Below are 23527 nucleotides of genomic sequence, written 5' to 3'. Positions count from 1 at the left end.
GCACCCGTGGCCACGAAGAATCCCGCCGGCTCCGGCAGCCGGCTCAAGACCGACACCTCCACAGGCGTGTCGGACTGGCAGGACCGCGTGCTCGAACTGGCCCGCGCCCTGCACGCGCGTCCCGAAATCGCCTTCCAGGAAACCGAGTCCGCCGCGGCGATCACCGAGCTGCTCGCCGAGGGCGGGTTCACCGTCGAGCGCGGCACGGGCGGTCTGCCGACCGCGTTCACCGCCACCGCGGGCAGCGGCGAACTGACGGTCGCGCTCTGCGTCGAGTACGACGCGCTGCCCGAGGTCGGTCACGCCTGCGGCCACAACCTCATCGCCGGCGCCTCGGTGGCCGCCGCGCTGGCCCTGGCCCCGCACGTCGACGAACTCGGCATCACGCTGAAGGCGATAGGCACCCCGGCCGAGGAGCACGGCGGCGGCAAGGCGTTGCTGCTGGAGGCCGGAGCGTTCGACGGGGTGGGCCTGGCCCTGATGGTCCACCCGGTGCAGGACGGGGTCGGCTACAACCCCGCAGGGAGCACCGCGCAGGCGGTCGGCCGATACCGGGCCGTGTTCCGGGGACGTGCGGCGCACGCCGCGGCCGCACCCCACCAGGGCGTGAACGCCGCTGATGCCGCCACACTGTCCCAGGTGGCCGTCGGTTTGCTGCGTCAGCAGTTGCCGGGTGACCAGCGGGTGGCGCTGTTCGTTTCCGAGGGCGGTGTCGCCACCAACATCATTCCCGAGCGGGCGGTCGTCGACTTCGAGTGCCGGGCGTTCACCTTGCCCGAGTACGAGGCGCTGCTGGAGCGTGTCCGGCGGTGTTTCGAGGGTGCGGCTCTGGCGGCCGGTGCGGAGCTGACCGTCGAGGCCACCGAGCCGCTCTACGAGCCGCTCGTGCAGGACGACGCCCTGGCGGGCTTCTGGACGTCGGCCATGGCCGCCTTCGGGCGGGACGTGACCTCCGGCGGCCGGCTCGCCGGCGGTTCGACCGACATGGGCAACGTCAGCCAGGTCATCCCCAGCCTGCATCCGTGGCTGAGCATTCCGGGCGCCGACGTGCCCATCCACTCCCATGCCTTCGCGGCCGTCGCCGACACGCCCCTGGCGTACGACATGATGTTCGAGGCGGCCCGTGCGCTCGCCTGGACCGTCGTCGACGCGGCGGGTAGTGCCGAGCACCGGCCCCGTTTCATCGCCGCGTCCTACCGCCGTGACGTCAGTAAGGAGGCGGTGGCGACATGAGCAGCCCCACCACCGCGGCCGAGGACCGCGTCGCCGGGTCGCGTCAGATCCTGCCGATTGCCGCCCTCGCCCTGGTCATCGCCCTGGTCGTGCAGGCCGTCGGGCAACTCGACATCGACCTGGGTATCGGCTCCGTCATCGTCTTCCCCATGGTGTGGGGTCTGATCCTGGGCCTGCTGGTGTCGGTCCAGAAGGTCCGCCCCCTCGGCATCCGCCTCCAGAAGGTGGCGTCCGCGCTTGTCGGCGTGGCCGTGATGCTCCTGGTCGCCCGGCTTGCCTTCAACATCGGCCCCAGCCTGCCGACGCTCGTCAAGGCCGGGCCCGCGCTGCTGCTCCAGGAGATCGGCCACCTGCTGGGCACGGTGGCCCTCGCGCTGCCGCTCGCTGTCGCACTGCGCCTGGGCAAGGCCACGGTCGGAGCCACCTTCTCGCTGGACCGCGAGCCGTCTTTCGCGATGGTCTCGGAGAGGTACGGGCCGGACTCCGACCAGTACCGCGGTGTCCTGGCCATGTATGTGTTCGGCACGATGTTCGGAGCGGTGTTCATCACGCTCCTGACCTCGCTGGTGTCGAACTGGAACATCTTCGACCCACTGGCCCTCGCCATGGGCGCCGGGGTCGGCTCGGGATCGATGATGGCCGCGTCCTCGGCCAGCATCGTGGCCGCGTACCCGGGGCACGAGGAGGCCATCCTCGGCATGGCGGCGGTGTCGAACCTCATCACCACCATCCTCGGGGTCTACGTGGGCATCTACGTAGCGCTGCCGTTGGCGGACCGGTTCTACCGCTTCCTCACTCGCCGTCAGGACACCCGCACGCCGGACACGACGACGCCCGAGGCCCTCTCCGCCTCGGACGGCCCGACGGACGGCGCCGCCGCGAACCGCGCCTTCCGGGAGGAAGTCGCCGCCGCCTCGGGCGAGATCAGGATCCCGCTCTGGCTGTCACTCGGCGTCCTGACGGTGCTCGGCCTCGGCACCGCCTCGGTCGCGGCCGGCACGATCGGCTGGGACATCGTCGGCGGCTACGCCGTGCTGCTGGGCCTGGTGCTGCTCGGTCTGTTCCTTGCCAAGGTCAGCCGGAAGATCTCCGCGATCGTGTGGATCACCACGGTGGGCGCGTACGCGTCCAGCCCGTGGTTCTTCGCCTCCGACAGCCTCAACAGTCTGGTCGGTTCGGTGGACTTTCTGTCCATCGCCACGATCATGCTGACCCTCGCGGGACTGTCGCTGGGCAAGGATCTGCCGTTGCTGCGCCACATCGGCTGGAAGATCATCCCGGTTGGGCTCGTCGCGATCAGCGCCTCGTTCCTGCTCTCGGTAGTGATCGCCGAGTTCACCCTCGGCGTGTGGGGCTGACTTCCCTCTCCACGCCGCGGGCAATGACCGTGTGACGGCTCCTCCCCTTGGCCGTCGAGCAGGGGTGGGATGCCGACGCTGACGGGGCCGCGACGCGCTCCGGCCGCAGGACCGGCCGCGTCCGGTCCTGCGGCGCGGGGAGTGCTGTGGGCCTGTACCGGCCGCACGGCCGACCTGGCGGAGGAGGCGGTGTGCCACTGCTACGGCACGGTCACCGGGCACCCCCGAAGACGGCCTCCAGCCGCCCCGATCCCGCGAACAGAACGGCCCCGTACAGGCACGTACGGGGCCGTTCTGGCACTCGGGGTCGCGGGTCGCGGGTTGCGCCGATGGTGACCGGCACCCCTTCCCACCGCCGGGCCAGAACCTCCCGCCCGCCCGCGTTTCATGCCGACGGTGGCGGCTCGAATGCGCAATGGCTCTGAGCCATGCTGCCGGGGCGCTGGCTGTTGCGGGGGCATGACGTTGTTGACAGCGTGTCCGTGCCGGTCGAATGGTGCGTGGTCACCGTGTTTCTCGTCAGCGGATGTTGTGGTCGGGGTGGGTCTGGTCGTATGCGTGCCGTGCTTCGGCGATGACGGCGCGGTGGGTGAGTGACCAGTCGGCGAGTGCCTTGACCAGGTGGGTTAGGCCGGCTCCGGTCTCGGTCAGGCGGTAGTCGACCTGGGCCGGGACGGTCGGGTACACGGTGCGCAGCACGAGGCCGTCGCGTTCGAGCCTGCGGACGGTGAGGGTGAGCATGCGCTGGGAGATGCCGTCGATGGCGCGCTGCAGTTCGCGGAACCGGCGCGGCCCGCCCGCGAGTTCAACGATCACGAGCACCGACCATTTGTCGCCGATGCGGTCCAGGACGTCGCGGATGCCGCAGTCGGGGTGGTCTTCGCGGCCACAGGGGCCGAGGTCGGCGGGGGTGGTTACCCCGGTGTGCGTGAGTGACATCAAACTGCCTTCTTGTGGCCGGTGTGCGTGCGGTCAAGGATCAAGCGTAGTTACCGATGAGAACCACGACGAAAGACTGCGATTGACATGATCTTGGTGACGGGAGCGAACGGGAACCTCGGCTCGGCCACCCTTGCGGCGGTGCGTGCCAGGGGCGCCGTCGCGATGGGCGGCAGCCGCACGCCGGGCGAGGGGATGAGGCATCTCGACTTCGACGACCACGCGCGCCTCGACCTCACCGGGGTGTCGACCCTGGTGCTGATTTCCGCCGGTTATGCCGAGGACGACAAGGTCGTCGAGCGGCACACGGCGGTCCTGGGCGCGGCCGTGCGTGATGGTGTTGACCACGTCGTCTACACGAGCTTGACCACGGCCGGCGACCATCTCGGTTTCGCGCTGGCGCACCGTGCCACCGAGCGCCTGGTGCGGGCGAGCGGATTGCCGTGGACGGTCCTGCGCAATGGTCTGTATGCCGAACTCTTCGGGGGCCTGCTGATATGGGCCGGCGATGGTGTGGAGTCCGCGTTCGGGGATGGTGCCCTGGCGGCGGTCGCGCGGGAGGATCTCGCCGATGCCGCGGCGGTCGTTGCGGCGGATCCGGCCCGGCACAGTGGGCGGGTCTATGACCTGGTCGGTACGCCGATCACGGCGGGTGAGGTGGCCGCCCGGCTCGGGGTCCCGCACCGGATCATCGGGCTGGGCGAGTACCGGCGCAGGCTGCTCGATGAGACGCCGGGGCTCCTGCCGTTCCAGCCGCCCATGCTCGCTTCGATCGCCACGGGCATTCGGCATGGCTTTCTGGACGGCACCGTTCCCGACCTCACGGATCTTCTTGGCCGCCCGGCCCGCGATCCACTGGCCGTGGCCGTTGAGGCCGCGTCCGCCACACGGTCGGAAGCAAGCCTCTAGCAGCGGTACCGCGAGCTGAGCAGTGAATTGAGTCCTTCCAGTGATCGGCTTGGGAGAACTCACTTGCGACTACCAGCCGTTCGGTGTTCCTGATCAGACAGGTCCTTTATGTATCACCAAAGCGAAGCGTAGCCCTGTGACGTTGGCAGAGCGGCTTTCGCCGGTGGCTCTCCTCGCACCTTGTACTGCACCTTGCGCAACTGGTGCTGCGGGCTGTGTGCCGCACAGCAGCCGGGTGGCAGCGGTTGCGGGAGGGTCCCGCGAGAGCGCGTGCGCGTCACGGCCCCGGGGGCGGGGAGCGCTGCCACGGAGCGGCGGAAGTGTTCGCTCGTGCCCCATTGTTCTTTGTCTCACAGCCTCACAGATCACCGAGTCCGCCTGGGGCAATGGGGTTTGAGTCTCACAGGATCGGGCCGACATGACACCGGGTGCGTGGCAGGGTCTCGCGCGGTTCGTTTCAGTCGTCCGGTACGGCCGTGGCCATGACGGGAAGCGTCCCGCCTCCGGCACCTGCGATGCCGGAGGCGGGACGCCGTACCTGCCTGCGGGTATCAGCCGAGTCAGACGGCATCGGAAGACGCCTGTGGTGTCAGAAATGCTGTATCGGCGAGTTCGTCGATCCGGTGGGCGAGCGCATGTGCCGGGGCGCATGACCTGGAATGCCCACTCCTCGGCTCGTTGACCTTCGGCCGGTCGGCTGCTTCCCGTGGGGCGGGCCGGCCGGACCGGTGATACCTGGTACGCACCGGCCCGAGCGTGCATGACGGGTCAGCGGTTGCTCCACAGGTGCCACAGGAGGCCGCCGCGTCCCGGGGCGCAGCTGTAGCTGTCCCAGTGCCCGCGCTCGATGCCGGCGATGCCGGCCTGCTTGCAGTTGGTCTCACTGGCGTACCAGTCGCGGTAGACGTCGTGCCCTGTTGCCTGCCGGGCGGGGGACACGCTCTGGACAGTTGTAGGAGCGGCGACGGCGGGCGCTGCCACGCCCACGCCGAACACGGTCACCGCGGTCACTGCGAGGGCGGGCAGGAAGGTGTGCGGACGGGTCATGACGAAGGTCCCTTCTGTGAAGGATGGAGGATCGGCCGGCGTGGCGGTACGACGCGGGCATGGACACCGGCTCGCTCACCCTCGGGGGTGGTTTGCGGGGCCGATGAGGAGAGTTTGCGGGGGTTGATGGCTCTTCACAATCTGATCCTGCTTGCTTCATCTATGTCGGGATAAATACAGTCCTGACCTGCTGGGACGCATCAGTCCCGGGGCATGAAACAGCCAACGGGACGCCGTTGCCGGACCAACGCAGGGAGACGTCCTCAATGACTGACCGCGGGCAACCGGAACACGCATCGGCAGCGCAAGAGCTGGGGGAGGCGTTACGGAGGCTGCAGCGGCGGTCGGGCCGCACGCTTCGCGCTCTGGAGAAGCAGGTGCCCATCAGTGACTCGTCGCTCTCACGCTACTTCCGCGGCGACATCGTTCCCCCGTGGTCGGTCGTCGGCGAGCTGTGCCAGGTGTTAGGGGCCGATCCGAGTGAATTCCGGACCCTGTGGGAGGCAGCCGACCGCAGCCGGCCCGAATCGCTCGGGGAGCCCGTCGCCCCGACCACGGCACAACCCGCCGCCCTCCCTCGGTGGCGCCGCCTGCGTGAACGTCTGGCCGGTCGCTGGGCATTCGCGGCATTCGGTGCCGCCGCCGGCCTCACGACGGGGCTTTTCCTGGCTCTGCTCGCTCTGCAGCACCCTTCCATCGGACCACTGGCGCGAGGTCCCGCCGCTGAGCTGGAGGACGACCGGCCAAGTGGTCCGGGCGAAGCGGCCGCACAGAACGCCAGGAGCAGATACGGCGATGCCGGTGTGCTTGTCCACAATGCGCAGAAGGACTGTCAGAAACCCCGTACGCACCGATGCTCGATGTCTCTGGCTTACGATCCCTACCGTCCCTACACGACCGTGAACTCGGCTGTCCGTGTCTGGCACCACGACCTGCTGCGCGCCCGTTGCCGGATCGCCGACGGTGTCTCCGTCTTCGACGAGGACGGGAAGCACAGCAGCATCTGGATCCACGTCATGTGGGAAGGGCAGAGCTTGTGGCTTCCGGGCATCCGGGTCGCTCCTGACAACCTGCAGCAGTTGAGCGTCGCGCTGCCCAAGTGCCCGTCGTAGTGCCAGATCAAGCTACGCGTGCCCTGTTCGCCGCCTTGCGCAGGATCTCGCGTTCCTCCTCCAGCTCGCGGACCTTCTTGTGCATGGCCGCGTTCTCCGCCTCCAACGGCGTCCACGGGCCGCGGAACAGCGGCGGACCTCCTTGGTGACCAGGGGTTCCCCGCGCATCGCAGGTCAGGCACCCAAGTGGGTTCCCAAGGAGGCCCCCAAGTGGCCACCGTAGTTGTGCCGGCGTGCCCGGTGCGCCAGGGCCGTGGTCCAGTGGAGACGCGCGCCGTGCGCTCGAACCCGACGACGTCCCGATAGAGAGCGATGGCCTCGTCGTAGTCACGCACGACAACGGTCACCAGTCCGAGATGAGTCATCAGGCGATTGGCTTTGTTCAGTTCCAGCAGCGGTGTTTGTCTGCGTTTTCGGGCGGCGGTTGATGATCTCGGGGGTCGTGGATGTTGACAAGAAATGACGTCACTTGGGGAGCGGAGTGCTTGACTGGCCTGTATGTCATCGACCCTTGGCGTGTCCCGGCCTGATCAGGCTTCCTACATGTTGCGGGCTGCCGTCGGCGATGCCGGCCGTGCGTACAAGCGGCAGTTGCTGGACCTGTTGGATCTCCAGGCGGGCCAGACCGTCCTGGACGTGGGATGTGGCCCGGGCACAGATCTGCCAGCACTGGCGGAACGTGTCGGGGACAGGGGCACAGTGATCGGCGTCGACCGTGACCCGGCCATGCTTGCCCGGGCTCGCGAACGCACGAACGATCTGCACAGGGTGGAGATCCGTGAAGGGGACGTGCACGCTCTCCCCGTCGAGCCGGGCACGGTGGATCGGGCCAAGACCGACCGAGTCCTCATGCATGTTGCCGACCCCGCGGAGGCTCTTGCGCAGCTCCACCGTGCAACCCGGCCAGGCGCGCGAATCGGCCTTGCCGAACCCGATTGGGACACCCTGATCGTTGACGCTGAGGATCTTGAGACGAGCCGCGCTTTCACCCGCTACACCGCTGCAGAAGTGGTCTGCCATGCAACCGTCGGACGCAGTCTTGCGCGTCTCGCCGAACAGGCAGGCTTCTGTTGTGGAGGCTGCGCTCGCCACGACACCGGTCTTCCGTGACTTCCAAGAGGCGGACCACACTCTGGGCCTGGGCCGCAACATGCAGCAAGCCATCAACGAGGGCCACATCGACCGAGACCGCGGCCATCACTGGTTCGCCAGCCTCTCCCAGGGGCCGTTCTACGCGTCGTTCACTCTTGTCAGCGTGATCTGCTCCCGCTGATTCAGCCTGCCTTGGCGGGCGCTTCGGCTCGTGCTCGGGTGCTGGCGAGCCGGTAGGAGTCGGTTCCGGTCTCGACGGTGGTGCCGTTGAAGGCGAGGCGGTCGACGATGGCCGCGCAGAGACGTGGTCGGTGAAGATCTTGGTCCAGAGTGCGCCGTGAGGCGCTTCGTTGGATCCCCGACGCAGTCGGGACGAACTTGGAGGGGGTTCTTGGGCCACCGTGCTTACTCGAACGCGAAAGCGTGCTCGACTGGATCGGTGAGCGCCACCGGTGCGCACCCGCCGGTCGTCTTCCCGGCCTCCGCCGAAGGGACCGCAACCGCCCTACGACGGCCAGACGTTGCGGGATCGCTCCGAGTGCACGCTTGAACGGCAGGCGGGGCCTGCGACTCTTCCCCGACACGAACTACTGGCCGAGCCCGGCCCGCGGTCGCGCAGGTTGACGGTGTGCTGGAGCGAGCCCACGAACGCGCGGGCGCCGTCCGCGAGATCGCTGAACCGCGCCGTCGGCATGGACCGTACGACCCACGTCGCGGCCGGGTCGGGCTCGCCCCCCGTGGCGATCGCCACCTCCTGCACCGCATGACCTGATGCCGGCCACCGACACTCGTGCGCCCCGCCGCCGGCTCCGCCCCGTCCACTGCGGTCGGCTAAACCGGAACCACAGGTACCGGCCGAATGAGAGTCAATGTAAGGTAAGGCTATGCTTACCTCGATGTGGGCGCCTTCCGTGCCGGAACGCTCACATCGATCCCGAGTTCCGTCGGCACCACGCCGTGCACCGACGCCACCCGCTGGAATGGAGTTCCTGCACCATGCTCACGCAGCGCCGCCACATCCTCGCCGCCACCGCGATATCGACCGTTCTGACGTTTGGTCTTGTCGGATGCGCCGGCGGTGACTCCGGCGGGAAGGGGGCGACCGATACTGGTGCGAACGCGGCTGCCCCGTCGTCGGTCGAGGTCGAGGACAACCACGGGACACAGAAGGTCAAGCTGCCGGCGAAGAGCATCGTCGCCACCGACAACCGTACGTTCCAGACCCTGTCCGACTGGGGCGTCAAGCTCAGCGCCGCACCGGTCGACCTGATCGCAGCGGACAACCCTTACAAGACCGACAAGTCGATCGTGAATCTCGGGACGCACAACGAACCAGACCTGGAGGCGGTCGTCGCGGCCGAACCCGATCTGATCATCAACGGGCAGCGCTTCGCCTCGTACCACAAGGACTTCAAGAAGCTCGCCCCCGACGCGACGATCGTCGAGCTCGACCCGCGTGAGGACAAGCCCTTCGACGAGGAGCTGAAGCGGCAGGTGGAGGGTCTGGGACGGATCTTCGGGCACGAGAAGGACGCGCAGAAGCTCATCGACGACTTCGACGCCTCGATCGCGCGCGTCAAGGACGCCTACGACCCGAAGGACAGCGTGATCGGGGTGATCACCTCGGGCGGCGAGATCAACTACGCGGCGCCGGGCACGGGGCGCACGGTCGGCCCGGTGTTCGACATCCTCGGGCTGACGCCCGCGATCAAGACCGACGGCTCCAACGACCACCAGGGCGATGACATCTCCGTCGAGGCGATCGCCGCGGCAAAGCCCGACCTGATCATCGCACTCGACCGCGACGCGGCCGTCAGCAAGGGGTCTTCGGATTCCTACGTTCCGGCCAACGAACTGCTGGCGAACTCCGAGGCGTTGCGGAACGTCCCCGCCGTCAAGAACGGCAACATCATGTACTTCCCGCAGCTCACCTACGTGAACGAGGGCATCCAGACCTACACGACCTTCTTCAACGACCTCGCCGACAAGCTTGAGGCGAACGCTTGATGTGACGGGCAGGACCTGTCGGGCCTGCGGGCCGAACCGGCGCCGCCGGTCCGGCCCGCGGCCCCGTCGTGGCGACGTGACACCACCGACGCCGCCCGGACCACCCCCGTCTTCGACTGAGAGCGCACCCGCATGACCGTCCCGCCCACCGGCACCCCGGCAGTCGAGCGGCCGCCGCACCCGGATGCCGGATCCTGCCGCACCCGCGTGCCCAAGGCCCGCCTGTTCACCTGGCCGCTACTGATCGGCCTCGTCGTCACCGCGGGACTCGTCGTCCTTTCCCTCTTCGTCGGGGTCTACGACATCTTTGGCGGGGAGGACGGGGCCGAGATGTTCGTCATCACCCGCGTCCCCCGCACCATCGCGCTCGTGCTTGCGGGAGCGGCAATGGCGATGTCGGGCCTGGTGATGCAGCAGCTCACGCAGAACCGCTTCGTGGAGCCGACCACCACCGGCACGACGGAGTGGGCCGGGCTCGGGCTGCTGCTGATCACGATCCTCGTGCCCGGGGCGCCGCTGCTGGTGAAGATGACCGGCGCGGTCGTCGCCGCCTTCGCCGGGACAATGATCTTCTTCCTGTTCCTGCGCCGGATAACCCTGCGTTCCTCGATCATCGTCCCCATCGTGGGCATGATGCTCGGCGCCGTCGTCGGCGCGGTCTCCTCCTACATCGCGCTGTCCACGAACATGCTCCAGAGCATGGGCGTGTGGTTCCTCGGCTCGTTCACCTCGGTGCTGCGCGGTCAGTACGAACCGTTGTGGGCGGTTGCGATCGTCGTCGTGGCCGTGTTCATCGCCGCCGACCGCTTCACCGTGGCCGGACTCGGTCAGGACATCGCCACCAACGTCGGCCTGAACTACAACAGGGTCGTACTGCTGGGCACCGGACTCATCGCCATCGCCACCGGCATCGTCACGGTCGTCGTCGGCAACCTGCCCTTCCTCGGACTCATCGTGCCCAACATCGTCTCCCTGTTCCGCGGCGACGACCTCCGGTCGAACCTGCCCTGGGTATGCCTGGTCGGCATCGCGACGGTCACGATCTGCGACATCATCGGCCGCCTCGTCGTCATGCCCTTCGAAGTGCCGGTCGCCCTGATCCTGGCGGTCTTCGGCTCGTTCGTGTTCATCTCCCTCCTGCTGAGACAGCGCCGCCATGCCTGAACAGAACATCGCCCCCGCCACCCCACGCGCGGTCCGTCACTCCGGCGCTCTACCGACCGCGCGAGCACACCGCCGGTACTGGGCTGTTCTCACCGCACTGGCCGTGCTCAGCGCGCTCATCGTTCTCGGCAACCTCGCCTGGGACAACCCGATGCCCTTCGGCACCACCGGATTCTGGCGCATCGCCGAACTGCGGGCGACGAGCGTCGTCATCGTCGTCGTCGTCGCGTTCTGTCAGGCGCTGGCGACGGTTGCGTTCCAGACGGTCACGAACAACCGCATCATCACTCCCTCGATCATGGGGTTCGAGTCCCTCTACCGAGTGATCCAGACCAGCGCGGTGTTCTTCCTCGGCACCGCCGGGGTCACCCTCGTGCAGGGCGTGTGGCAATTCGTCGCGCAGGTCGTGCTCATGGTCGCCTTCGCCGCCGTGCTCTACGGCTGGCTGCTGTCGGGCAAGTACGGCAACATCCAGCTCATGCTGCTGATCGGGATCATCCTCGGCGGCGGTCTCGGGGCGCTGTCGACCTTCATGCAGCGGCTACTGACGCCCACCGAGTTCGACGTGCTCACCGCACGCCTGATCGGCAGCATCGCCAACGCCGACGCCAGTTACCTCGCCGTCTCGATCCCGATCGCCGCGGTCGCCGGCGGGATGCTGTGGGCCGGGGGCCGGCGCCTGAACGTCCTCGCGCTCGGCCGCGAGGCCGCAACCAACCTCGGCGTGAACCACCGGCGCGAGACGATCATCGTGCTGCTGCTCGTCTCGATGCTGATGGCCGTCTCCACCTCGCTCATCGGCCCGATGACGTTCTTCGGTTTCCTCGTCGCGATGCTCGCCTACCAACTCGCCGACACCCACGACCACCGCTATGTGTTCCCCGTCGCCTGGCTTACGGGCATCGTCGTCCTGGGCGGCGCCTATTTCGTCCTCAAGAACATCTTCTACGCGGCCGGCTCGGTCGGCGTCATCATCGAGATCGTCGGTGGCACATGCTTCCTCGTCCACCTCCTGAGAAAGGGACGGCTGTGATCACCCTCACGCAGGTCGCCAAGCGCTACACCAGCGAGGTCGCGATCGGCCCCGTCGACCTCACCATCCCCGCCGGCGGCCTCACCGCTCTCGTCGGTCCCAACGGCGCCGGCAAGTCGACTCTGCTGACCATGATCGGCCGACTCCTGGGCATCGACTCGGGAGCGATCGAGATCGCCGGCTACGACATCGCCGACACGGACTCGAAGGACCTCGCCAAGATCGTCTCGATCCTGCGCCAGGAGAACCACTTCGTCACCCGCCTCACCGTGCGCCAACTCGTTGGATTCGGACGGTTTCCCCACTCGCAGGGACGCCTCACCCGCCAGGACGAGGAGGTCATCGGTCGTTCCATCGACTTCCTGGGACTGCGCGAGCTCGAAGGCCGCTATCTCGACGAACTCTCCGGCGGCCAGCGGCAACGCGCCTACGTCGCGATGGTGCTCGCGCAGGACACCGACTACCTGCTGCTGGACGAACCCCTCAACAACCTCGACATGCGGCACTCCGTGCAGATGATGCAGCACCTGCGCCGCGCGGCCACCGAGCTCGGACGCACGATCGTGATCGTGCTCCACGACATCAACTTCGCCGGTCACTACGCCGACCGCATCTGCGCGGTCAAGAAAGGGACCGTGCGCCACTTCGGCAGCCCGGGCGAGATTATGCGCGACGACATCCTCACGGACATCTTCGACACTCCCGTCGAGGTCGTCGACGGACCCCGAGGCAGAATCGCGGTCTACTACTGAGACGTCGTTTCATTTGGTGAGTCGGCGGTAGCCGATGAGGGCTGCTGCTATGCCGACGAAGGCGAGGAAGTGTTCGGCTTTGCGTTCGTAGCGGCGGTGCAGGCGGCGGCAGCCGGCGAGCCAGAAGGTTGGGTCGGCCGCGCGGTGAGGTGCCTGCCGTGGCACGTCCTGTTCCGCGCGGCCTCCCGCCGAACCGGACATGATGGTTTCCCGGTCATCCGGCTCTCCAGTGACTACTGCGTGAGTGTTCTGGTCGGCTGTTCCGAATGGATGCGGTCGTGGCAGACGTCGCAGGCCACGACCGTTTTGCGGCGTCGTTGGAGCATGACGCGCGCCCAGTCGGAAGGCTGCCATCCGGCATGTGCGAGGTCAGCGAGAGCCCGGACGTGGTGCACTTGCACGTTGCCCTTGCTTCCGCAGATTTCGCAGGTGTCCGCCAGGAGTCTCGCGACGAGTTCCTTTTGCGGATAGTCCACCCGGACCGGTTCGCGGTCGGCGAGTTCCGCCGCTCGCTGCCGTTGGAGGGGGATTCCACCGAACCGTGCCACCAGTGGTTTCCTGTTCTTCCGCTCGATACGGGCCTCGAAGCAGACGCGGGGCCCGTTGGGCGTGTCGATTTTGGCTTTGTGCTTGGCGGCCATCTTCGACACCGAGGAACGGTGCTTGGCCGCGAGGGTCTTGAGCATGGAGGTTTCCATGACCCATTGCAGCCGGTGCAGCCGGAATACATCTCCGGCGAGCAGGTAGTACTGGATGATGCCCCGGTAGACGGTCCCAAAGGTCGCCACGATCGCGTGATCGCTGCTGTTGATCAGGGCCGTCTTCTTCGTGGGTTCTCCGCGGGCGAGATAGGGGGCGCATTTGGCTTTGATCACGTCCCGTGGGACACGGAGAGCGATCTGGCCGTTGACCCGACGGTAACGGCCGGTCTTCTTCGTGTCGTTGTGCTGGGTCGTGATCTCGTAGCCGAGAAACCTCGCTGCCCGGGTGCGGGCATGAGTGATCAACGTCTTTGCCTGGGACAGCTCCAGCTTGAGTTCTTCACGCAGGAACTGGGCCGGACGTTGTTTGATCTGAGCGGGCCGACGTCACCGTCGACCGTGTCCACGTCGTCAACCAGTGGCAGGACCCGGCAGCGGGGTACGACACCTGGGAGGTCGTGGAATCGGTTTGAATGGACGAGTGGGGCAGATGAAGAGCATCCAACTGGGTTTGAACGAGGGCATGTTGAGGGAGGCCGCAGGAACGACGTCGTCCCTCGGCCGCGGTGAGGGTTACGCGGGAGCGGTGAGCGGCCTGCACATCGGCGACGGCACGATCCGCGCCACCGTGCCGGGCCGGGAGACGTACCGCGTCACGCTCGTCGTCACGCGGCAGGCGGGGGCGACGGGATCCCTGCGACTGCCCGTACGGAGCCGCCGGCCCGACGGCCCAGCCCCGGCCTCAACCTGTTCGATGTGCTTCCGAGGCACCTTCAGGTGCCCCTCACGGGTGTGGAACCACCCGTTGGCTCCATGGAGCGGGCCGGGTGCATTTGTCCTTGACGCGGTGCCAGGTCAAGGAGAAATACCCCCGACCGTCCACCGGGTGGAGTGGCCCGGCCCCCTCGCCTGGCGTTGCGGGAGTGGCGGCCACGGGGTGCCGTCCACTCCCTGATGGCGGGGGAGTGGACGCGACCGGCCGAAGGCGGATGGATTTCACTGAGTGGACGCCACCCGGTGGGCGCCGTGTCTGCACGGTGATGCGGTGCGTCGGCTCGTGCGCGGCGATGCCCTGCTCGACACCGGCGGCCTGGAGCCGGGCCAGGACTTCGTCGACGTCCTGGCCGTTGCTGGGCGGCTTCCCGACGGTGCTCGCTGCGAGCGCCATCCGCGGCATTAGGTCCTCGGGTTCGTCACCCGAAAAGCTGGTCAGGGTGTGGCGCGGACCGGCATGGTATCGGCGAGGTCCGCATCCTCGGTGTCGGTGGTGTCGCTGAGGCCGAGTCGCAGGTGTTCGATGTGGTAGACGGCCTGGTCCAGCAGCTCGGCGACGTGGTTGTCGTAGAGCGCGTAGACGACGGAGCGGCCTGTGCGGGTTCCGGTGACCAGGCCGAGGTTGCGCAGGAGCCGCAGTTGGTGGGAGCAGGCGGACTGCTCCATGCCGACCTCGGCGGCCAGTTCGGTCGCGGGCAGGGGGCCTTCGCGCAGGCGGGCGAGGATCAGCAGCCTGGAGGGGGTGGCCAGGGCCTGCAGGGTGGTGGCGACCCGGGCGGCGCTGGCGGCGTCCAGACGTGTGCGCGGGACGGTGTTCTTCGCGGGAGCGGCTCCATGACCCATGTATCGATACTACAACCCGTACATGAAAGGATGTTCATATGTTCCTGTATTGTGGTTGGGGTCGGTAGTCCCGTCATTGGCTTGTGCGAGGGGTCCTGTCTGTCATGTCTTCCACCCTGATCGAGCGCCCCGCCCACGGGGCGACCGGCTCTTCTGACGCGGTCGCTCCGCGGCGTCGTACGCGGGTGTTCGCGTTGCCCGAGGCCCGGTGGGCCGCGGTGGCGACGGTGCTGTTCCTCATCGCGTTGCCGCTGCAGCTGACCGGTGCCCCCGCCTGGGCGTGGGGTCCGCTGTATGCCCTCGCGTACGCGACTGGTGGCTGGGAGCCGGCCTGGGCGGGCTTGCAGGCGGTGAAGGAGAAGACGCTCGATGTCGACCTGCTGATGATCGTGGCCGCGCTCGGTGCGGCGGCGGTCGGGCAGGTGATGGACGGCGCGCTGTTGATCGTCATCTTCGCCACCTCCGGCGCGCTGGAGGCGATCGCCACGGCCCGCACCGCGGACTCGGTGCGCGGTCTGCTCGACCTCGCGCCCGCTATCGCTACCCGGCTGCTGGACGACGGCACCGAGGAGACCGTACCGACCGAGCAACTGACTGTTAGCGACACCGTCCTGGTGCGGCCGGGCGAGCGGATCGGTGCCGACGGCCGGGTCCTGGACGGGGCGAGCGAGGTCGACCAGGCCACCATTACCGGCGAGCCGCTGCCGGTGGCCAAGGAGAGCGGCGACGAGGTGTTCGCCGGCACCCTGAACGGCACCGGTGCGCTGCGGGTGAAGGTCGAGCGGGATGCCTCCGACTCGGTGATCGCGCGGATCGTGAGCATGGTCGAGGAAGCGTCCGGGACCAAGGCCCCGACGCAGCTGTTCATCGAGAAGGTCGAGCAGCGTTACTCGATCGGCATGGTCGTCGCCACCCTCGCGGTGTTCGCTGTTCCCCTGGCCTTCGGGGCGTCGCTGACCGGGTCGCTGCTGCGGGCGATGACCTTCATGATCGTCGCTTCGCCGTGTGCCGTCGTCCTGGCCACGATGCCGCCGCTGCTGTCCGCGATCGCCAATGCCGGTCGTCACGGCGTACTGGTGAAGTCCGCAGTGGTCATGGAGCGGCTCGGGCAGGTGGATGCTGCCGCGCTCGACAAGACCGGCACCCTCACCGAGGGAACCCCCCGCGTTACCGACATCCTTTCCCTCGCAGGCTCCGGCCTGAGCGAGGAGGAACTGCTCGCACTCGCCGCTGCGGCCGAGCACCCCGGCGAACACCCCCTGGCCCGCGCCATTGTGGACGCCGCTCGCACCCGCGGACTCACCCTCCGCGCAGTGGAGGATTTCGCTTCCGCACCCGGCATCGGTGTCACCGCTACCGTCGATGGCCGCCCTGTCGCGGTCGGCGCCCCGGCCCGGCTGCTGAATGACGCCGTGGACGCCTCGTCCGTCCGTGCTGCTGCGGTTGCAGCTGAACTGGAGGACGGTGGCCGCACCGCCGTCCTGGTCGAGGCCGATGGCATCCCTGTCGGGGTCCTGGGCATCGCGGACCGGCTGCGGCCGGACGCCGCCGGCACCGTCACCGCGCTGACGGCCCTGACGGGTAGGGCGCCGATGCTGATCACCGGCGACAATCCGCGCGCCGCCGGCCGCCTTGCCGACGAGGTCGGTATCACTGACGTCCGCGCCGGGCTGCTGCCCCAGGACAAGGTTGCCGCCATCAAGGAGGTGGAGATGGCCGGGCGGAGGGTGATGGTCATCGGGGACGGTGTCAACGACGCCCCCGCCCTGGCCGCCGCCCACACCGGCATCGCCATGGGCCGGGCCGGTTCCGACCTCGCGCTGGAGACCGCCGACGCGGTCATCGTCCGCGACGAGCTCGCCACCGTCCCCGCCGTCGTCGCGCTCTCCCGCCGGGCCCGCTCCCTCGTCGTGCAGAACCTGGTGATCGCCTCGGTGTTCATCTCCGGCCTGGTGATCTGGGACCTGGCAGCCACCCTTCCCCTGCCGCTCGGTGTCCTCGGCCATGAGGGCTCCACCATCATCGTCGGCCTCAACGGCCTGCGACTGCTGCGCGAAGCCGCCTGGACCAAGGCCCGCGCCGACAGCCGGCGGTGACCCGCCGCACCGCAGTATTGCGCCGGCGGACCGATAACTGAGGCGATTCCACAGGGCGGGCTCCACCCGATACACCGGGTGGAGCCTTTCGTCCGCAGCAAACCGGGAAGTGCCGGTACGCGATCTGCCACGGCGGCCGGGGCAGGATCCGCCAGGCGCACCGTGAGGCCGGGAACCGCGAGTGGCTGTGACCCACAGTCCGGCACTTCGCCGCCGGCGAGGGCGGCGGAGTGGGCATGTGTCTGTCCGGAGGTTTCGAGGACGCCTCACACTCAGTGCGCTCGGTGAGCGCCGGGCAGATGTCGACCACCGACGGTCCCTCGCGTTCGCTGGCCGGGGCGCCCCTGGCCGCGCTTTTGTGCGGGGTGCCGGGGCCCCGGAACCTGGGTTCGGGCCAGGCGGTCAGAGTTCAAGGAGGGCGATACGGATCGCTCGCTCCACGCGGGCCGCGGTGTTGGCGTGTCCTGCGGCGTTCGGGTGGACCAGGGTGACGCGCTTGTTGATGAGTCCGCAGTTCAGCAGCGTGCCGGGGATCTTGGCAGGCCAGTAGCCCGCGGCGTCGCCACAGATTCCCTCGACCCATTTGATGCCCGCGGGCTGGCAGGCGTCGTGGCCCACGCTGGAGGAGTAGACGTCGACGTAGCGGTCGCCGAAGAACGACGAGGTTCGCTGGATCGTGCTGTTCAGTGGCTTGAGGACGTGGTCACGGAGCCAGTCGATGTCGGTGTGCGTGATCGAGCCGAGCTCGGTGAGGGCCAGACGGTTACAGGAGCTGCTTTGCTCCGGCAGGATGGCCGGGTAGCCGATCGTGATCACCTTGGCGTTGGGCGCGGCCTGGTGCACCTGGGCCAGCATCTCGATGTACTCGTCCTGGACCCGGGCGAGCTTGTCCTGGATATTTTCCTCGCCCTCGGGGGGATTGGTGTAGTACTCGCGGCAGGACTTGCCGGTCGCGCCCAGTTCCAGGCACTTGAGGAGCATGCCGCCGAAGGGCAGGCTGTTGCCGCCGACGCCGATGGTGACGACATCGGTCTGGTCGCCGAGCTCGCCCCGCTGGGTCTGCGGGTCCACCGCGGGCCAGCCTTCGGCGGGGGGCTGGACCGGGCTGACCGGGGTCTGCTTGGCCGTGGCGATGTCGGTGATGGTTGCGTTGCCGCAGCTGACGTTGGTCAGGTGGACGGGCTTGCCCGGCGGGAACTCGGCGAGTTCCCGCTCGACGACACCGGGGTAGGCGTCGCTGGTGCGGTCGCAGCCATCCCGCGACGGATCGCCCAGCGGGGGCTGCGGGTCCCCGACGAAGCCACCGGCGGTGTACGAGTCGCCCAGCGCGGCCCACTCGTACTGGTCGGCCGCACCGGCGGAGCCAGAGGGCACAAGCGTGGCCGCAGCCAGCACGAGCCCGACGGCCAGGGCTCGCGTGCGCGGGCGGGAGACAGGGTGTCGCATGGATCCTCCAGGATCAGCGGAAGACGCCCGGGGCCAGAACGTAACTCCCGGGCGGAAGGCACCTCGGCCGAGATCACCACGCTGTCGGCCCAACTCTTCGACGAATCGGGCCTATCGCCCCTGATCGAGCTAAATGATCAGATCATCCATGCCGCCGGACGGCGCCTGCCGGCCCTCACCCTGGCCAGCCAATCCCGGAAAGTCATTCCGCAGCAGTTCCTGGAGCACTTCCGACACACAGCCTGCTCGCGCTCGATACGTACAGCGAAGACGTGCCACGGGATCGTCCAAGGGGCGCGAGCCCTACGGCGACGGAGTGCCCGTAGTAGTCGCAGGGGTAACGACCTGCCAGGGAGGCCGGGAGAGCCGGTCACAGGGCAAAGGGGCACAGGTGATGGAAGCGTCCGGCGATGGGAGGTGTGCGCAATGTGCTGCCCAAGGAGTCCGCCGCGGACACCGAGGGCTATCTGGTGGCCGGGTTCGCCGGCTCGCTGCTCGACCGCGCATTCGGGACGTCGGACAAGGCACCGGCGCCGCGAAGCACGAGTGATTCGCGGCGCCGGTGCCTTGTCCGGTTGCGGGGCAACCAGGGCAGAGTAGCCTGAAGTTGATCGATACTGCCTGATTCTGGAGGTAGGCGATGTTTCTCCGACTGCTGCGCCATCGTATGCCGTACGGGCTCGTCCTTCTCGGCAACGGCCGTCTGATCCGGGGCTTCAGCGGCGGCTTCTACGACGGTCACGGGTACCAATCCTGACGCCGTCCCCACGTCGGACCGAGTCTGCTGCGGGGACGGCGTCAGGCCGACCTTGGAGGATGTGCAGTGGCAGAGGATACCGATGCCCTGGTGGCCATGACGCGGATCCTGTCACCGCATTGCCGTGTCACCAGGATGTCCGACGGAGCGCTGATCGCGGACTGGCGGCGTACACGTTTTCTTGGAGTGGCGACGGCGGACATTCGGAAGTTCGCTGATGGAATCTCTGAGGAACGCGCGGAAATCGTTACCGGTCTCATCCGCGCCGGGTGTGCGACGGCTCGCCGGAGGCAGCAGTCGGACATCGCGATCGGGCTCTGGCTGCGCGGGGCGTGCCTGCTGATCCGGACCATGGGATTCGGGCGCGCCCTTCGGCTCCTGTCCTTGGCAGCCCCGGAATACGCCCGTGCGGACCCCGCCGCCCCGGAGGACGTCGCACGGCTGAAACGGGCCGTGCAATCACACGGTCGCAGAAGCTGGTTCGTCAACGACGACTGCAAGGCCGAGGCTGTGACGGCTTTCGTCCTGCTGCGGCGGCGCGGCTTGAAGGCCGTGCTCCACGTCGGTGTACGCGAGCATCCGTTCGCCCTGCACGCCTGGACGTCTTCGGCAGGCCTGTGCATCCCTGACGCCGATCCGCGCGGGCACGTGTACACGCCGGTTCTCTCGGTCGGCGGCGGAGGGCGGTGACGTGGAAGCACTCCGCGTCGAGTGGGACGGGGGCGTCCCGAAGCTCTGGGCAGCCGGGTCCATGGCCCGGCAGGGGCTCGTGACGACGGTTTCCTCACGGGCCGGGACCGCGGTGGTCGTCGGCTGGGTGGGCTCCGTCCGTGAGCGCGTGGCGGGAGCGCGAGGCATCCTCGACGACTGGGGCCGGCCGCAAGCGTCACCGCGTCTGCCGACCGGCGACTATGCGGCCGTCCTGGTGTATCGCGACCGCATCCTGCTGATGCGGGACGAGCAGGCACGCATCCCCTTGTTCTTCAGGGAGTCCGGTGGCCGTGTCACCGCGGTGAGTACCTCGGCGCGCCACCTGGGCGGCGGGGCAGAGCTGGAACGGCGCTACTTCTGCCGATACCTGACCGGGAACATGGCGCAACCCCACTCGGAACTCACCCCGTTCACCGGGGTACACCGAATACTCGGTGGCGAGGTGGTGGAACTTTCGATCACGGGGCAGCTACGTGGTCGGGTGCTGCGACACGTCCGTCAGTCCCACGATCCGTCGGTACGGGCAGCGGACGAACCCGGCCTCGGCGGGGCCGCGAAGGACCTGCGCCTCGCATTGGAGCACGCTGTCGGGCGCCGTATGGGCAGGATGACGGCATGCCATGTTTCCGGCGGCACCGACTCCACCAGCGTCGCGCTGCTAGCGGCACGTCTGCTGGCCGCGGGACAGGGCCACCCTCGGGACCTCGTCCTGCTCGCCGGGCGCTTCGGAAGGGGAGAACTCGCTGCCGAACAGCCTTATATAGACGAGGCGATGGCGGAGATCCGCCGGTACGCGCCCGCAGCCCGCCCGTTGATCGTAGACGTCGACGACTTGGCCGACTTCGACGACTTCCAGCACCACGCGGGAGACCCGGACGAGCCTCATGCGCACGCCTTCCGCGCCCCGTTCTGGAGCAGGCTTCACGCCGCTGCGGCGGATCTGGGCTGCGACGCCCTCCTGACCGGCTGTGGGGCCGATCCGGTTGTGGACGCCAACCCGTTTCACCTGCACAGGCTGGCCCGCGCGGGACAACTCCGGCTGATGACGAGGCAAGCACGTGACTGGGCCGCGGGCAGCGAGCGGGGCTTGTGGGACATCGTCTCCGCCTACGTGGTGCAGCCGGCTCTTCCGCTGGCCGCCGAACGGGTCACAGCGCTCGTCCGCCGCCGCGGAACGGTACTCGGCGGCCTCGGCAACTTCGCCCGCCCCCGATGGCTGCGTTCCGGATTCGCGCGAGCTCACGGCTTCCGTGAGGCCAGCATCGCGGAGAGCCGCTTCGTATTCGGGCACAAACCCGAACAGTCCCTCTACGAGGCCGCCAATTACATCGCCGCTCCCGACCCGCTGTCCTGGCGCCGCGCACGGCAGGACGGGTTCTTCCTCTCACACCCCTTCCTCGACCCGGAGGTCATCGCCATGATGCGCCGCCTCCCCGCCGAGGTCGCGTTCCATCCGGGCCGTTCGAAGGCGGTGCTGCGCGAGGCGATGGCGAACCTGCTTCCGCCCCGGATCGGCGGTCGGGTCGTCAATGTCCCCTTCAACCAGCTCTACGTCCGCGGCCTGCGGACACACGGCGACGAACTCTTCGACCTCTGCCGCTCCGCGAGGCATCCACTGATCGCGGAGATGTTCGACGTCGAGACGCTGTGCCGGGCAGTGAGGGAGGCACAGTTCGGCATAGGGGACTCCTATTCCTGGGACCGTGTGAACAGTTCTCTCGCCCTCGTGGTGTGGCTGGAGCGATTGGATCAGCACTCCCACGTGCGCCGTGCGGTCATGCCGGTCATCGCTGGTTCTTGATGTCCCAGAGCGTTCGTTTGATCGGACCCGTTTCGGCGGTGACCAAGCCGTACCGGTTCAACATCTTGCGAATTTCCGCTCCGGACAGGATGCGGTTCTCCTCACCGTTTCGCGTGATGGATTCCGACAGGCCTGCACCATGCGTGCCGAACTGCCAATAGACAGTGACGTAGCGCGGATCCATCGTATGCTGGTCAACTGAATTGTTTTCGTACACCCGGCCGCGGGAGACGACGGAGTCGAGGTTCTTGTCCTCCTTGACCCACTGGGGCACTTTGCCGCCACCCCAGGAATACCCCTTCACCTGGATCTGCTCCAGGCTGAGTCGGTCCTTGCGCGCCAAATGCGCGGAGGCGTAGAGCGCCAACTGGTCATACGGTGTATCGATGGGCAGTTGCACAACCGTTTGGGTGACGAACGCGTCGTTTGCCTCGATCCAGTTTCCGGCAGGTACCCATGGCTGCGCCAACACCAACTGGCCGGGCTGGAAGATCTCCCTTCGGGAGAGCGGGTGTTGTATCTGGAAGTCACGGAACGTCTTCGCATCTGCACGCCACTGCTTGCGGAGCCGGTCCGTCTGGCTGAGCGACACCCGTTCGCCCATGGCGTGGAATTCGGTGCCGAGAACGAAAAACCCCACATCGCTGTGGTTCTCGATCCTGATGTCGACCGGTACGGCGAATTCCTTATGGTCCATACTCAGCACAGGCTTTCCCACGGCGATACTGACGAGGGGCCTGGCACCGTGCTGGGACGGCTGGTAGAGGTGCTCGTAGCCGAAATTGGCCATCGCGAGCCCCGAGGAGACGACCAGTGCCGCGGCCACCCGCTTCGGAGCGGGGATGACGACCGATGTCCGCCACACCGTGAAGACAGCCCATGCGGAACCAGCCGTGAGCAGGCTGTACAGCACCCGGTAAAGCGTGGAATCGCCGTCCCTGAATGTCTCGAGCAGGATCATGGCGTTGGCCAACAGTGCCGCGACCGTGCCGATCAGCGCGACCATCCCGGAATAGGGGAAGCTGCTCCGGCACCAGTGGTCCACGACCGCGGCAGCGCCCAACAACGAGAGGGCCGAGACCAGAATGAGGATGGCACCGGTGATGCGCCCCGAGTAGGTCAGGGCCCCGCTGAGGTCTTCTGTGCCCCACCAACCCAGCAGCAGCGCCGTCGGGAGCAGGACCAGCAGGATCAATACCACGGCAGCCGGTGACCGCCTGGTGCCCGTTGTGATCAGTGGCGCCCGCAGGTGCGAGCCGACGCCGGCCCCGGGCGGAGTGCTCACGTGATCATCTCCGGACGCCGCAGGCCGTCCACCAGGCGCTCACGGTGACCGCGACCGGAACACACACTCAAGCCGACCGCGAAGAGTCTCACCGGTAGGCACCGATCTACGCCAACTGGACCCACGGGGTTCTCCTTCGACCGTCACTGCGGCACTGCACCGGTGGAGCGCCGCCCGGCGAGCCCCTGCCGGGCTTTCTGCGGCACGTATCGCGCGGCGGCGTCGGGGAGCGTCCGATCCCCGCAGCGGACCAGGAGACCTGGTGCTGCGCCGGGACTCGAGCACCATCGTCCGTGGTGATCATTCGCATCACCATCCGGATGCCGCCGGACGGCCTACACGCATGAGACCTCTTCGGACTTCGGACAGGACGTCCGCTGATGTCGATGCTGCGGCGAACGAGGAACTCGCGCTGGTCCCCTTCGGCGGGAACGAGTGCCCAGCCGTAGGCGCAGAAGCCCTTTGTG

20 protein-coding genes and 4 pseudogenes are annotated in these 23527 nt (G+C 67.9%); 16 read left to right on the top strand and 8 right to left on the bottom strand.

The window, feature by feature from the left end; genetic code table 11:
• Nucleotides 1-6: 6 nt before the first annotated feature.
• Together ACIHCL_RS13070 and ACIHCL_RS13065 are read left to right on the top strand one after the other, a co-directional pair.
• Entirely contained in the window at nucleotides 7-1233 is a 1227-nt protein-coding gene (locus ACIHCL_RS13070) for an amidohydrolase (protein WP_399860673.1), read from the top strand.
• Nucleotides 1230-2591: a DUF3100 domain-containing protein gene (locus tag ACIHCL_RS13065; protein WP_399860670.1), complete on the top strand. Its 1362-nt coding sequence runs from the start codon at nucleotides 1230-1232 to the stop codon at nucleotides 2589-2591. Before ACIHCL_RS13070 ends, ACIHCL_RS13065 begins: the two co-directional genes overlap by 4 nt.
• Nucleotides 2592-3110: 519 nt before the next feature.
• On the opposite strand, the gene ACIHCL_RS13060 is transcribed toward ACIHCL_RS13065, so the two are convergent.
• Nucleotides 3111-3530: a winged helix-turn-helix transcriptional regulator gene (locus tag ACIHCL_RS13060; RefSeq protein ID WP_399860667.1), complete on the bottom strand. Its 420-nt coding sequence runs from the start codon at nucleotides 3528-3530 to the stop codon at nucleotides 3111-3113.
• 87 nt (nucleotides 3531-3617) lie between these two features.
• Between ACIHCL_RS13060 and ACIHCL_RS13055 the strand changes: the two genes are divergently transcribed.
• On the top strand, nucleotides 3618-4439 hold the full coding sequence (locus ACIHCL_RS13055; protein WP_399860665.1) for an NmrA family NAD(P)-binding protein: 822 nt from the start codon (nucleotides 3618-3620) through the stop codon (nucleotides 4437-4439).
• A gap of 768 nt (nucleotides 4440-5207) precedes the next feature.
• Here ACIHCL_RS13055 and ACIHCL_RS13050 read toward each other — a convergent pair.
• The gene (locus ACIHCL_RS13050; protein ID WP_399860662.1) at nucleotides 5208-5486 is read right to left on the bottom strand and encodes a hypothetical protein; all 279 of its coding nucleotides are present in this window, start codon (nucleotides 5484-5486) and stop codon (nucleotides 5208-5210) included.
• A 266-nt stretch (nucleotides 5487-5752) separates the two neighbouring features.
• On the opposite strand from ACIHCL_RS13050, the pseudogene ACIHCL_RS13045 reads away from it, so the two are divergent.
• The 4 genes and pseudogenes from ACIHCL_RS13045 to ACIHCL_RS13030 form a co-directional block, all read left to right on the top strand.
• Nucleotides 5753-5971 (top strand): annotated as a pseudogene (locus tag ACIHCL_RS13045) (helix-turn-helix domain-containing protein); the annotation flags it as partial.
• Nucleotides 5972-6346: 375 nt separating this feature from the next.
• Nucleotides 6347-6598, top strand: a complete 252-nt coding sequence (locus ACIHCL_RS13040; protein WP_399861253.1) for a hypothetical protein — start codon at nucleotides 6347-6349, stop codon at nucleotides 6596-6598.
• A gap of 498 nt (nucleotides 6599-7096) precedes the next feature.
• A complete protein-coding gene (locus tag ACIHCL_RS13035; protein WP_399860659.1) occupies nucleotides 7097-7708 on the top strand; it encodes a methyltransferase domain-containing protein in 612 nt (203 codons plus the stop codon).
• Entirely contained in the window at nucleotides 7671-7871 is a 201-nt protein-coding gene (locus ACIHCL_RS13030; protein ID WP_399860656.1) for a hypothetical protein, read from the top strand. The genes ACIHCL_RS13035 and ACIHCL_RS13030 overlap by 38 nt, the downstream gene beginning before the upstream one ends.
• 1 nt (nucleotide 7872) lies before the next feature.
• On the opposite strand, the pseudogene ACIHCL_RS13025 reads toward ACIHCL_RS13030, so the two are convergent.
• A pseudogene (locus ACIHCL_RS13025) lies at nucleotides 7873-8045 on the bottom strand (AAA family ATPase); the annotation flags it as partial.
• Between the two features lie 641 nt (nucleotides 8046-8686).
• Here ACIHCL_RS13025 and ACIHCL_RS13020 point away from each other — a divergent pair.
• The 4 genes from ACIHCL_RS13020 (at nucleotide 8687) to ACIHCL_RS13005 (ending at nucleotide 12646) form a co-directional block, all read left to right on the top strand.
• Nucleotides 8687-9697: a siderophore ABC transporter substrate-binding protein gene (locus ACIHCL_RS13020; RefSeq protein ID WP_399860654.1), complete on the top strand. Its 1011-nt coding sequence runs from the start codon at nucleotides 8687-8689 to the stop codon at nucleotides 9695-9697.
• A 132-nt stretch (nucleotides 9698-9829) separates the two neighbouring features.
• Entirely contained in the window at nucleotides 9830-10861 is a 1032-nt protein-coding gene (locus ACIHCL_RS13015) for an ABC transporter permease (RefSeq protein ID WP_399860651.1), read from the top strand.
• Nucleotides 10854-11894: an iron chelate uptake ABC transporter family permease subunit gene (locus ACIHCL_RS13010; protein WP_399860649.1), complete on the top strand. Its 1041-nt coding sequence runs from the start codon at nucleotides 10854-10856 to the stop codon at nucleotides 11892-11894. The genes ACIHCL_RS13015 and ACIHCL_RS13010 overlap by 8 nt, the downstream gene beginning before the upstream one ends.
• On the top strand, nucleotides 11891-12646 hold the full coding sequence (locus tag ACIHCL_RS13005; protein WP_399860647.1) for an ABC transporter ATP-binding protein: 756 nt from the start codon (nucleotides 11891-11893) through the stop codon (nucleotides 12644-12646). Before ACIHCL_RS13010 ends, ACIHCL_RS13005 begins: the two co-directional genes overlap by 4 nt.
• A gap of 9 nt (nucleotides 12647-12655) precedes the next feature.
• Here ACIHCL_RS13005 and ACIHCL_RS13000 read toward each other — a convergent pair.
• Nucleotides 12656-12769, bottom strand: a pseudogene (locus ACIHCL_RS13000) (IS5/IS1182 family transposase); the annotation flags it as partial.
• 110 nt (nucleotides 12770-12879) lie between these two features.
• Nucleotides 12880-13722, bottom strand: a pseudogene (locus tag ACIHCL_RS12995) (group II intron reverse transcriptase/maturase); the annotation flags it as partial.
• Nucleotides 13723-14392: 670 nt separating this feature from the next.
• Between ACIHCL_RS12995 and ACIHCL_RS12990 the strand changes: the two are divergent.
• Nucleotides 14393-14527 carry a hypothetical protein gene (locus ACIHCL_RS12990; protein WP_399860644.1) on the top strand — a complete coding sequence of 45 codons (135 nt, stop codon included), beginning with the start codon at nucleotides 14393-14395 and terminating at the stop codon, nucleotides 14525-14527.
• Between the two features lie 29 nt (nucleotides 14528-14556).
• On the opposite strand, the gene ACIHCL_RS12985 is transcribed toward ACIHCL_RS12990, so the two are convergent.
• Nucleotides 14557-14964, bottom strand: a complete 408-nt coding sequence (locus tag ACIHCL_RS12985; protein WP_399860641.1) for an ArsR/SmtB family transcription factor — start codon at nucleotides 14962-14964, stop codon at nucleotides 14557-14559.
• Between the two features lie 104 nt (nucleotides 14965-15068).
• On the opposite strand from ACIHCL_RS12985, the gene ACIHCL_RS12980 reads away from it, so the two are divergent.
• The gene (locus ACIHCL_RS12980) at nucleotides 15069-17060 is read left to right on the top strand and encodes a heavy metal translocating P-type ATPase (RefSeq protein WP_399860639.1); all 1992 of its coding nucleotides are present in this window, start codon (nucleotides 15069-15071) and stop codon (nucleotides 17058-17060) included.
• 402 nt (nucleotides 17061-17462) lie between these two features.
• On the opposite strand, the gene ACIHCL_RS12975 is transcribed toward ACIHCL_RS12980, so the two are convergent.
• Entirely contained in the window at nucleotides 17463-18506 is a 1044-nt protein-coding gene (locus tag ACIHCL_RS12975) for an SGNH/GDSL hydrolase family protein (protein ID WP_399860637.1), read from the bottom strand.
• 410 nt (nucleotides 18507-18916) lie between these two features.
• Here ACIHCL_RS12975 and ACIHCL_RS12970 point away from each other — a divergent pair, with 410 nt between their 5' ends.
• The 3 genes from ACIHCL_RS12970 to ACIHCL_RS12960 all read left to right on the top strand — a co-directional run bounded on the left by ACIHCL_RS12970 (nucleotide 18917) and on the right by ACIHCL_RS12960 (nucleotide 21775).
• The gene (locus ACIHCL_RS12970; protein WP_399860635.1) at nucleotides 18917-19111 is read left to right on the top strand and encodes a hypothetical protein; all 195 of its coding nucleotides are present in this window, start codon (nucleotides 18917-18919) and stop codon (nucleotides 19109-19111) included.
• A gap of 248 nt (nucleotides 19112-19359) precedes the next feature.
• Complete coding sequence (locus ACIHCL_RS12965) at nucleotides 19360-19953, top strand: lasso peptide biosynthesis B2 protein (protein WP_399861216.1); 594 nt, start codon at nucleotides 19360-19362, stop codon at nucleotides 19951-19953.
• A 1-nt stretch (nucleotide 19954) separates the two neighbouring features.
• On the top strand, nucleotides 19955-21775 hold the full coding sequence (locus ACIHCL_RS12960; protein ID WP_399860632.1) for an asparagine synthase-related protein: 1821 nt from the start codon (nucleotides 19955-19957) through the stop codon (nucleotides 21773-21775).
• Here ACIHCL_RS12960 and ACIHCL_RS12955 read toward each other — a convergent pair.
• On the bottom strand, nucleotides 21759-23060 hold the full coding sequence (locus ACIHCL_RS12955) for a hypothetical protein (RefSeq protein ID WP_399860629.1): 1302 nt from the start codon (nucleotides 23058-23060) through the stop codon (nucleotides 21759-21761). The two genes, ACIHCL_RS12960 and ACIHCL_RS12955, sit on opposite strands and share 17 nt — an antisense overlap.
• Between the last annotated feature and the right edge of the window lie 467 nt (nucleotides 23061-23527).

The organism is Streptomyces sp. NPDC052042 (genome assembly GCF_044548345.1).
GTDB lineage: Bacteria > Actinomycetota > Actinomycetes > Streptomycetales > Streptomycetaceae > Streptomyces.
This window is presented reverse-complemented; position numbering and strand designations above follow the sequence as displayed.

Coding starts and splice junctions, on each gene's coding strand:
- ACIHCL_RS13050 (WP_399860662.1), bottom strand. CDS start 5,486: ATGACCCGTCCGCACACCTTCCTGCCCGCCCTCGCAGTGACCGCGGTG.
- ACIHCL_RS13040 (WP_399861253.1), top strand. CDS start 6,347: ATGTCTCTGGCTTACGATCCCTACCGTCCCTACACGACCGTGAACTCG.
- ACIHCL_RS12975 (WP_399860637.1), bottom strand. CDS start 18,506: ATGCGACACCCTGTCTCCCGCCCGCGCACGCGAGCCCTGGCCGTCGGG.
- ACIHCL_RS13020 (WP_399860654.1), top strand. CDS start 8,687: ATGCTCACGCAGCGCCGCCACATCCTCGCCGCCACCGCGATATCGACC.
- ACIHCL_RS12965 (WP_399861216.1), top strand. CDS start 19,360: ATGACGCGGATCCTGTCACCGCATTGCCGTGTCACCAGGATGTCCGAC.
- ACIHCL_RS12980 (WP_399860639.1), top strand. CDS start 15,069: ATGTCTTCCACCCTGATCGAGCGCCCCGCCCACGGGGCGACCGGCTCT.
- ACIHCL_RS12970 (WP_399860635.1), top strand. CDS start 18,917: ATGGGAGGTGTGCGCAATGTGCTGCCCAAGGAGTCCGCCGCGGACACC.
- ACIHCL_RS13015 (WP_399860651.1), top strand. CDS start 9,830: ATGACCGTCCCGCCCACCGGCACCCCGGCAGTCGAGCGGCCGCCGCAC.
- ACIHCL_RS13055 (WP_399860665.1), top strand. CDS start 3,618: ATGATCTTGGTGACGGGAGCGAACGGGAACCTCGGCTCGGCCACCCTT.
- ACIHCL_RS12985 (WP_399860641.1), bottom strand. CDS start 14,964: ATGGGTCATGGAGCCGCTCCCGCGAAGAACACCGTCCCGCGCACACGT.
- ACIHCL_RS13060 (WP_399860667.1), bottom strand. CDS start 3,530: ATGTCACTCACGCACACCGGGGTAACCACCCCCGCCGACCTCGGCCCC.
- ACIHCL_RS13035 (WP_399860659.1), top strand. CDS start 7,097: ATGTCATCGACCCTTGGCGTGTCCCGGCCTGATCAGGCTTCCTACATG.
- ACIHCL_RS13010 (WP_399860649.1), top strand. CDS start 10,854: ATGCCTGAACAGAACATCGCCCCCGCCACCCCACGCGCGGTCCGTCAC.
- ACIHCL_RS13065 (WP_399860670.1), top strand. CDS start 1,230: ATGAGCAGCCCCACCACCGCGGCCGAGGACCGCGTCGCCGGGTCGCGT.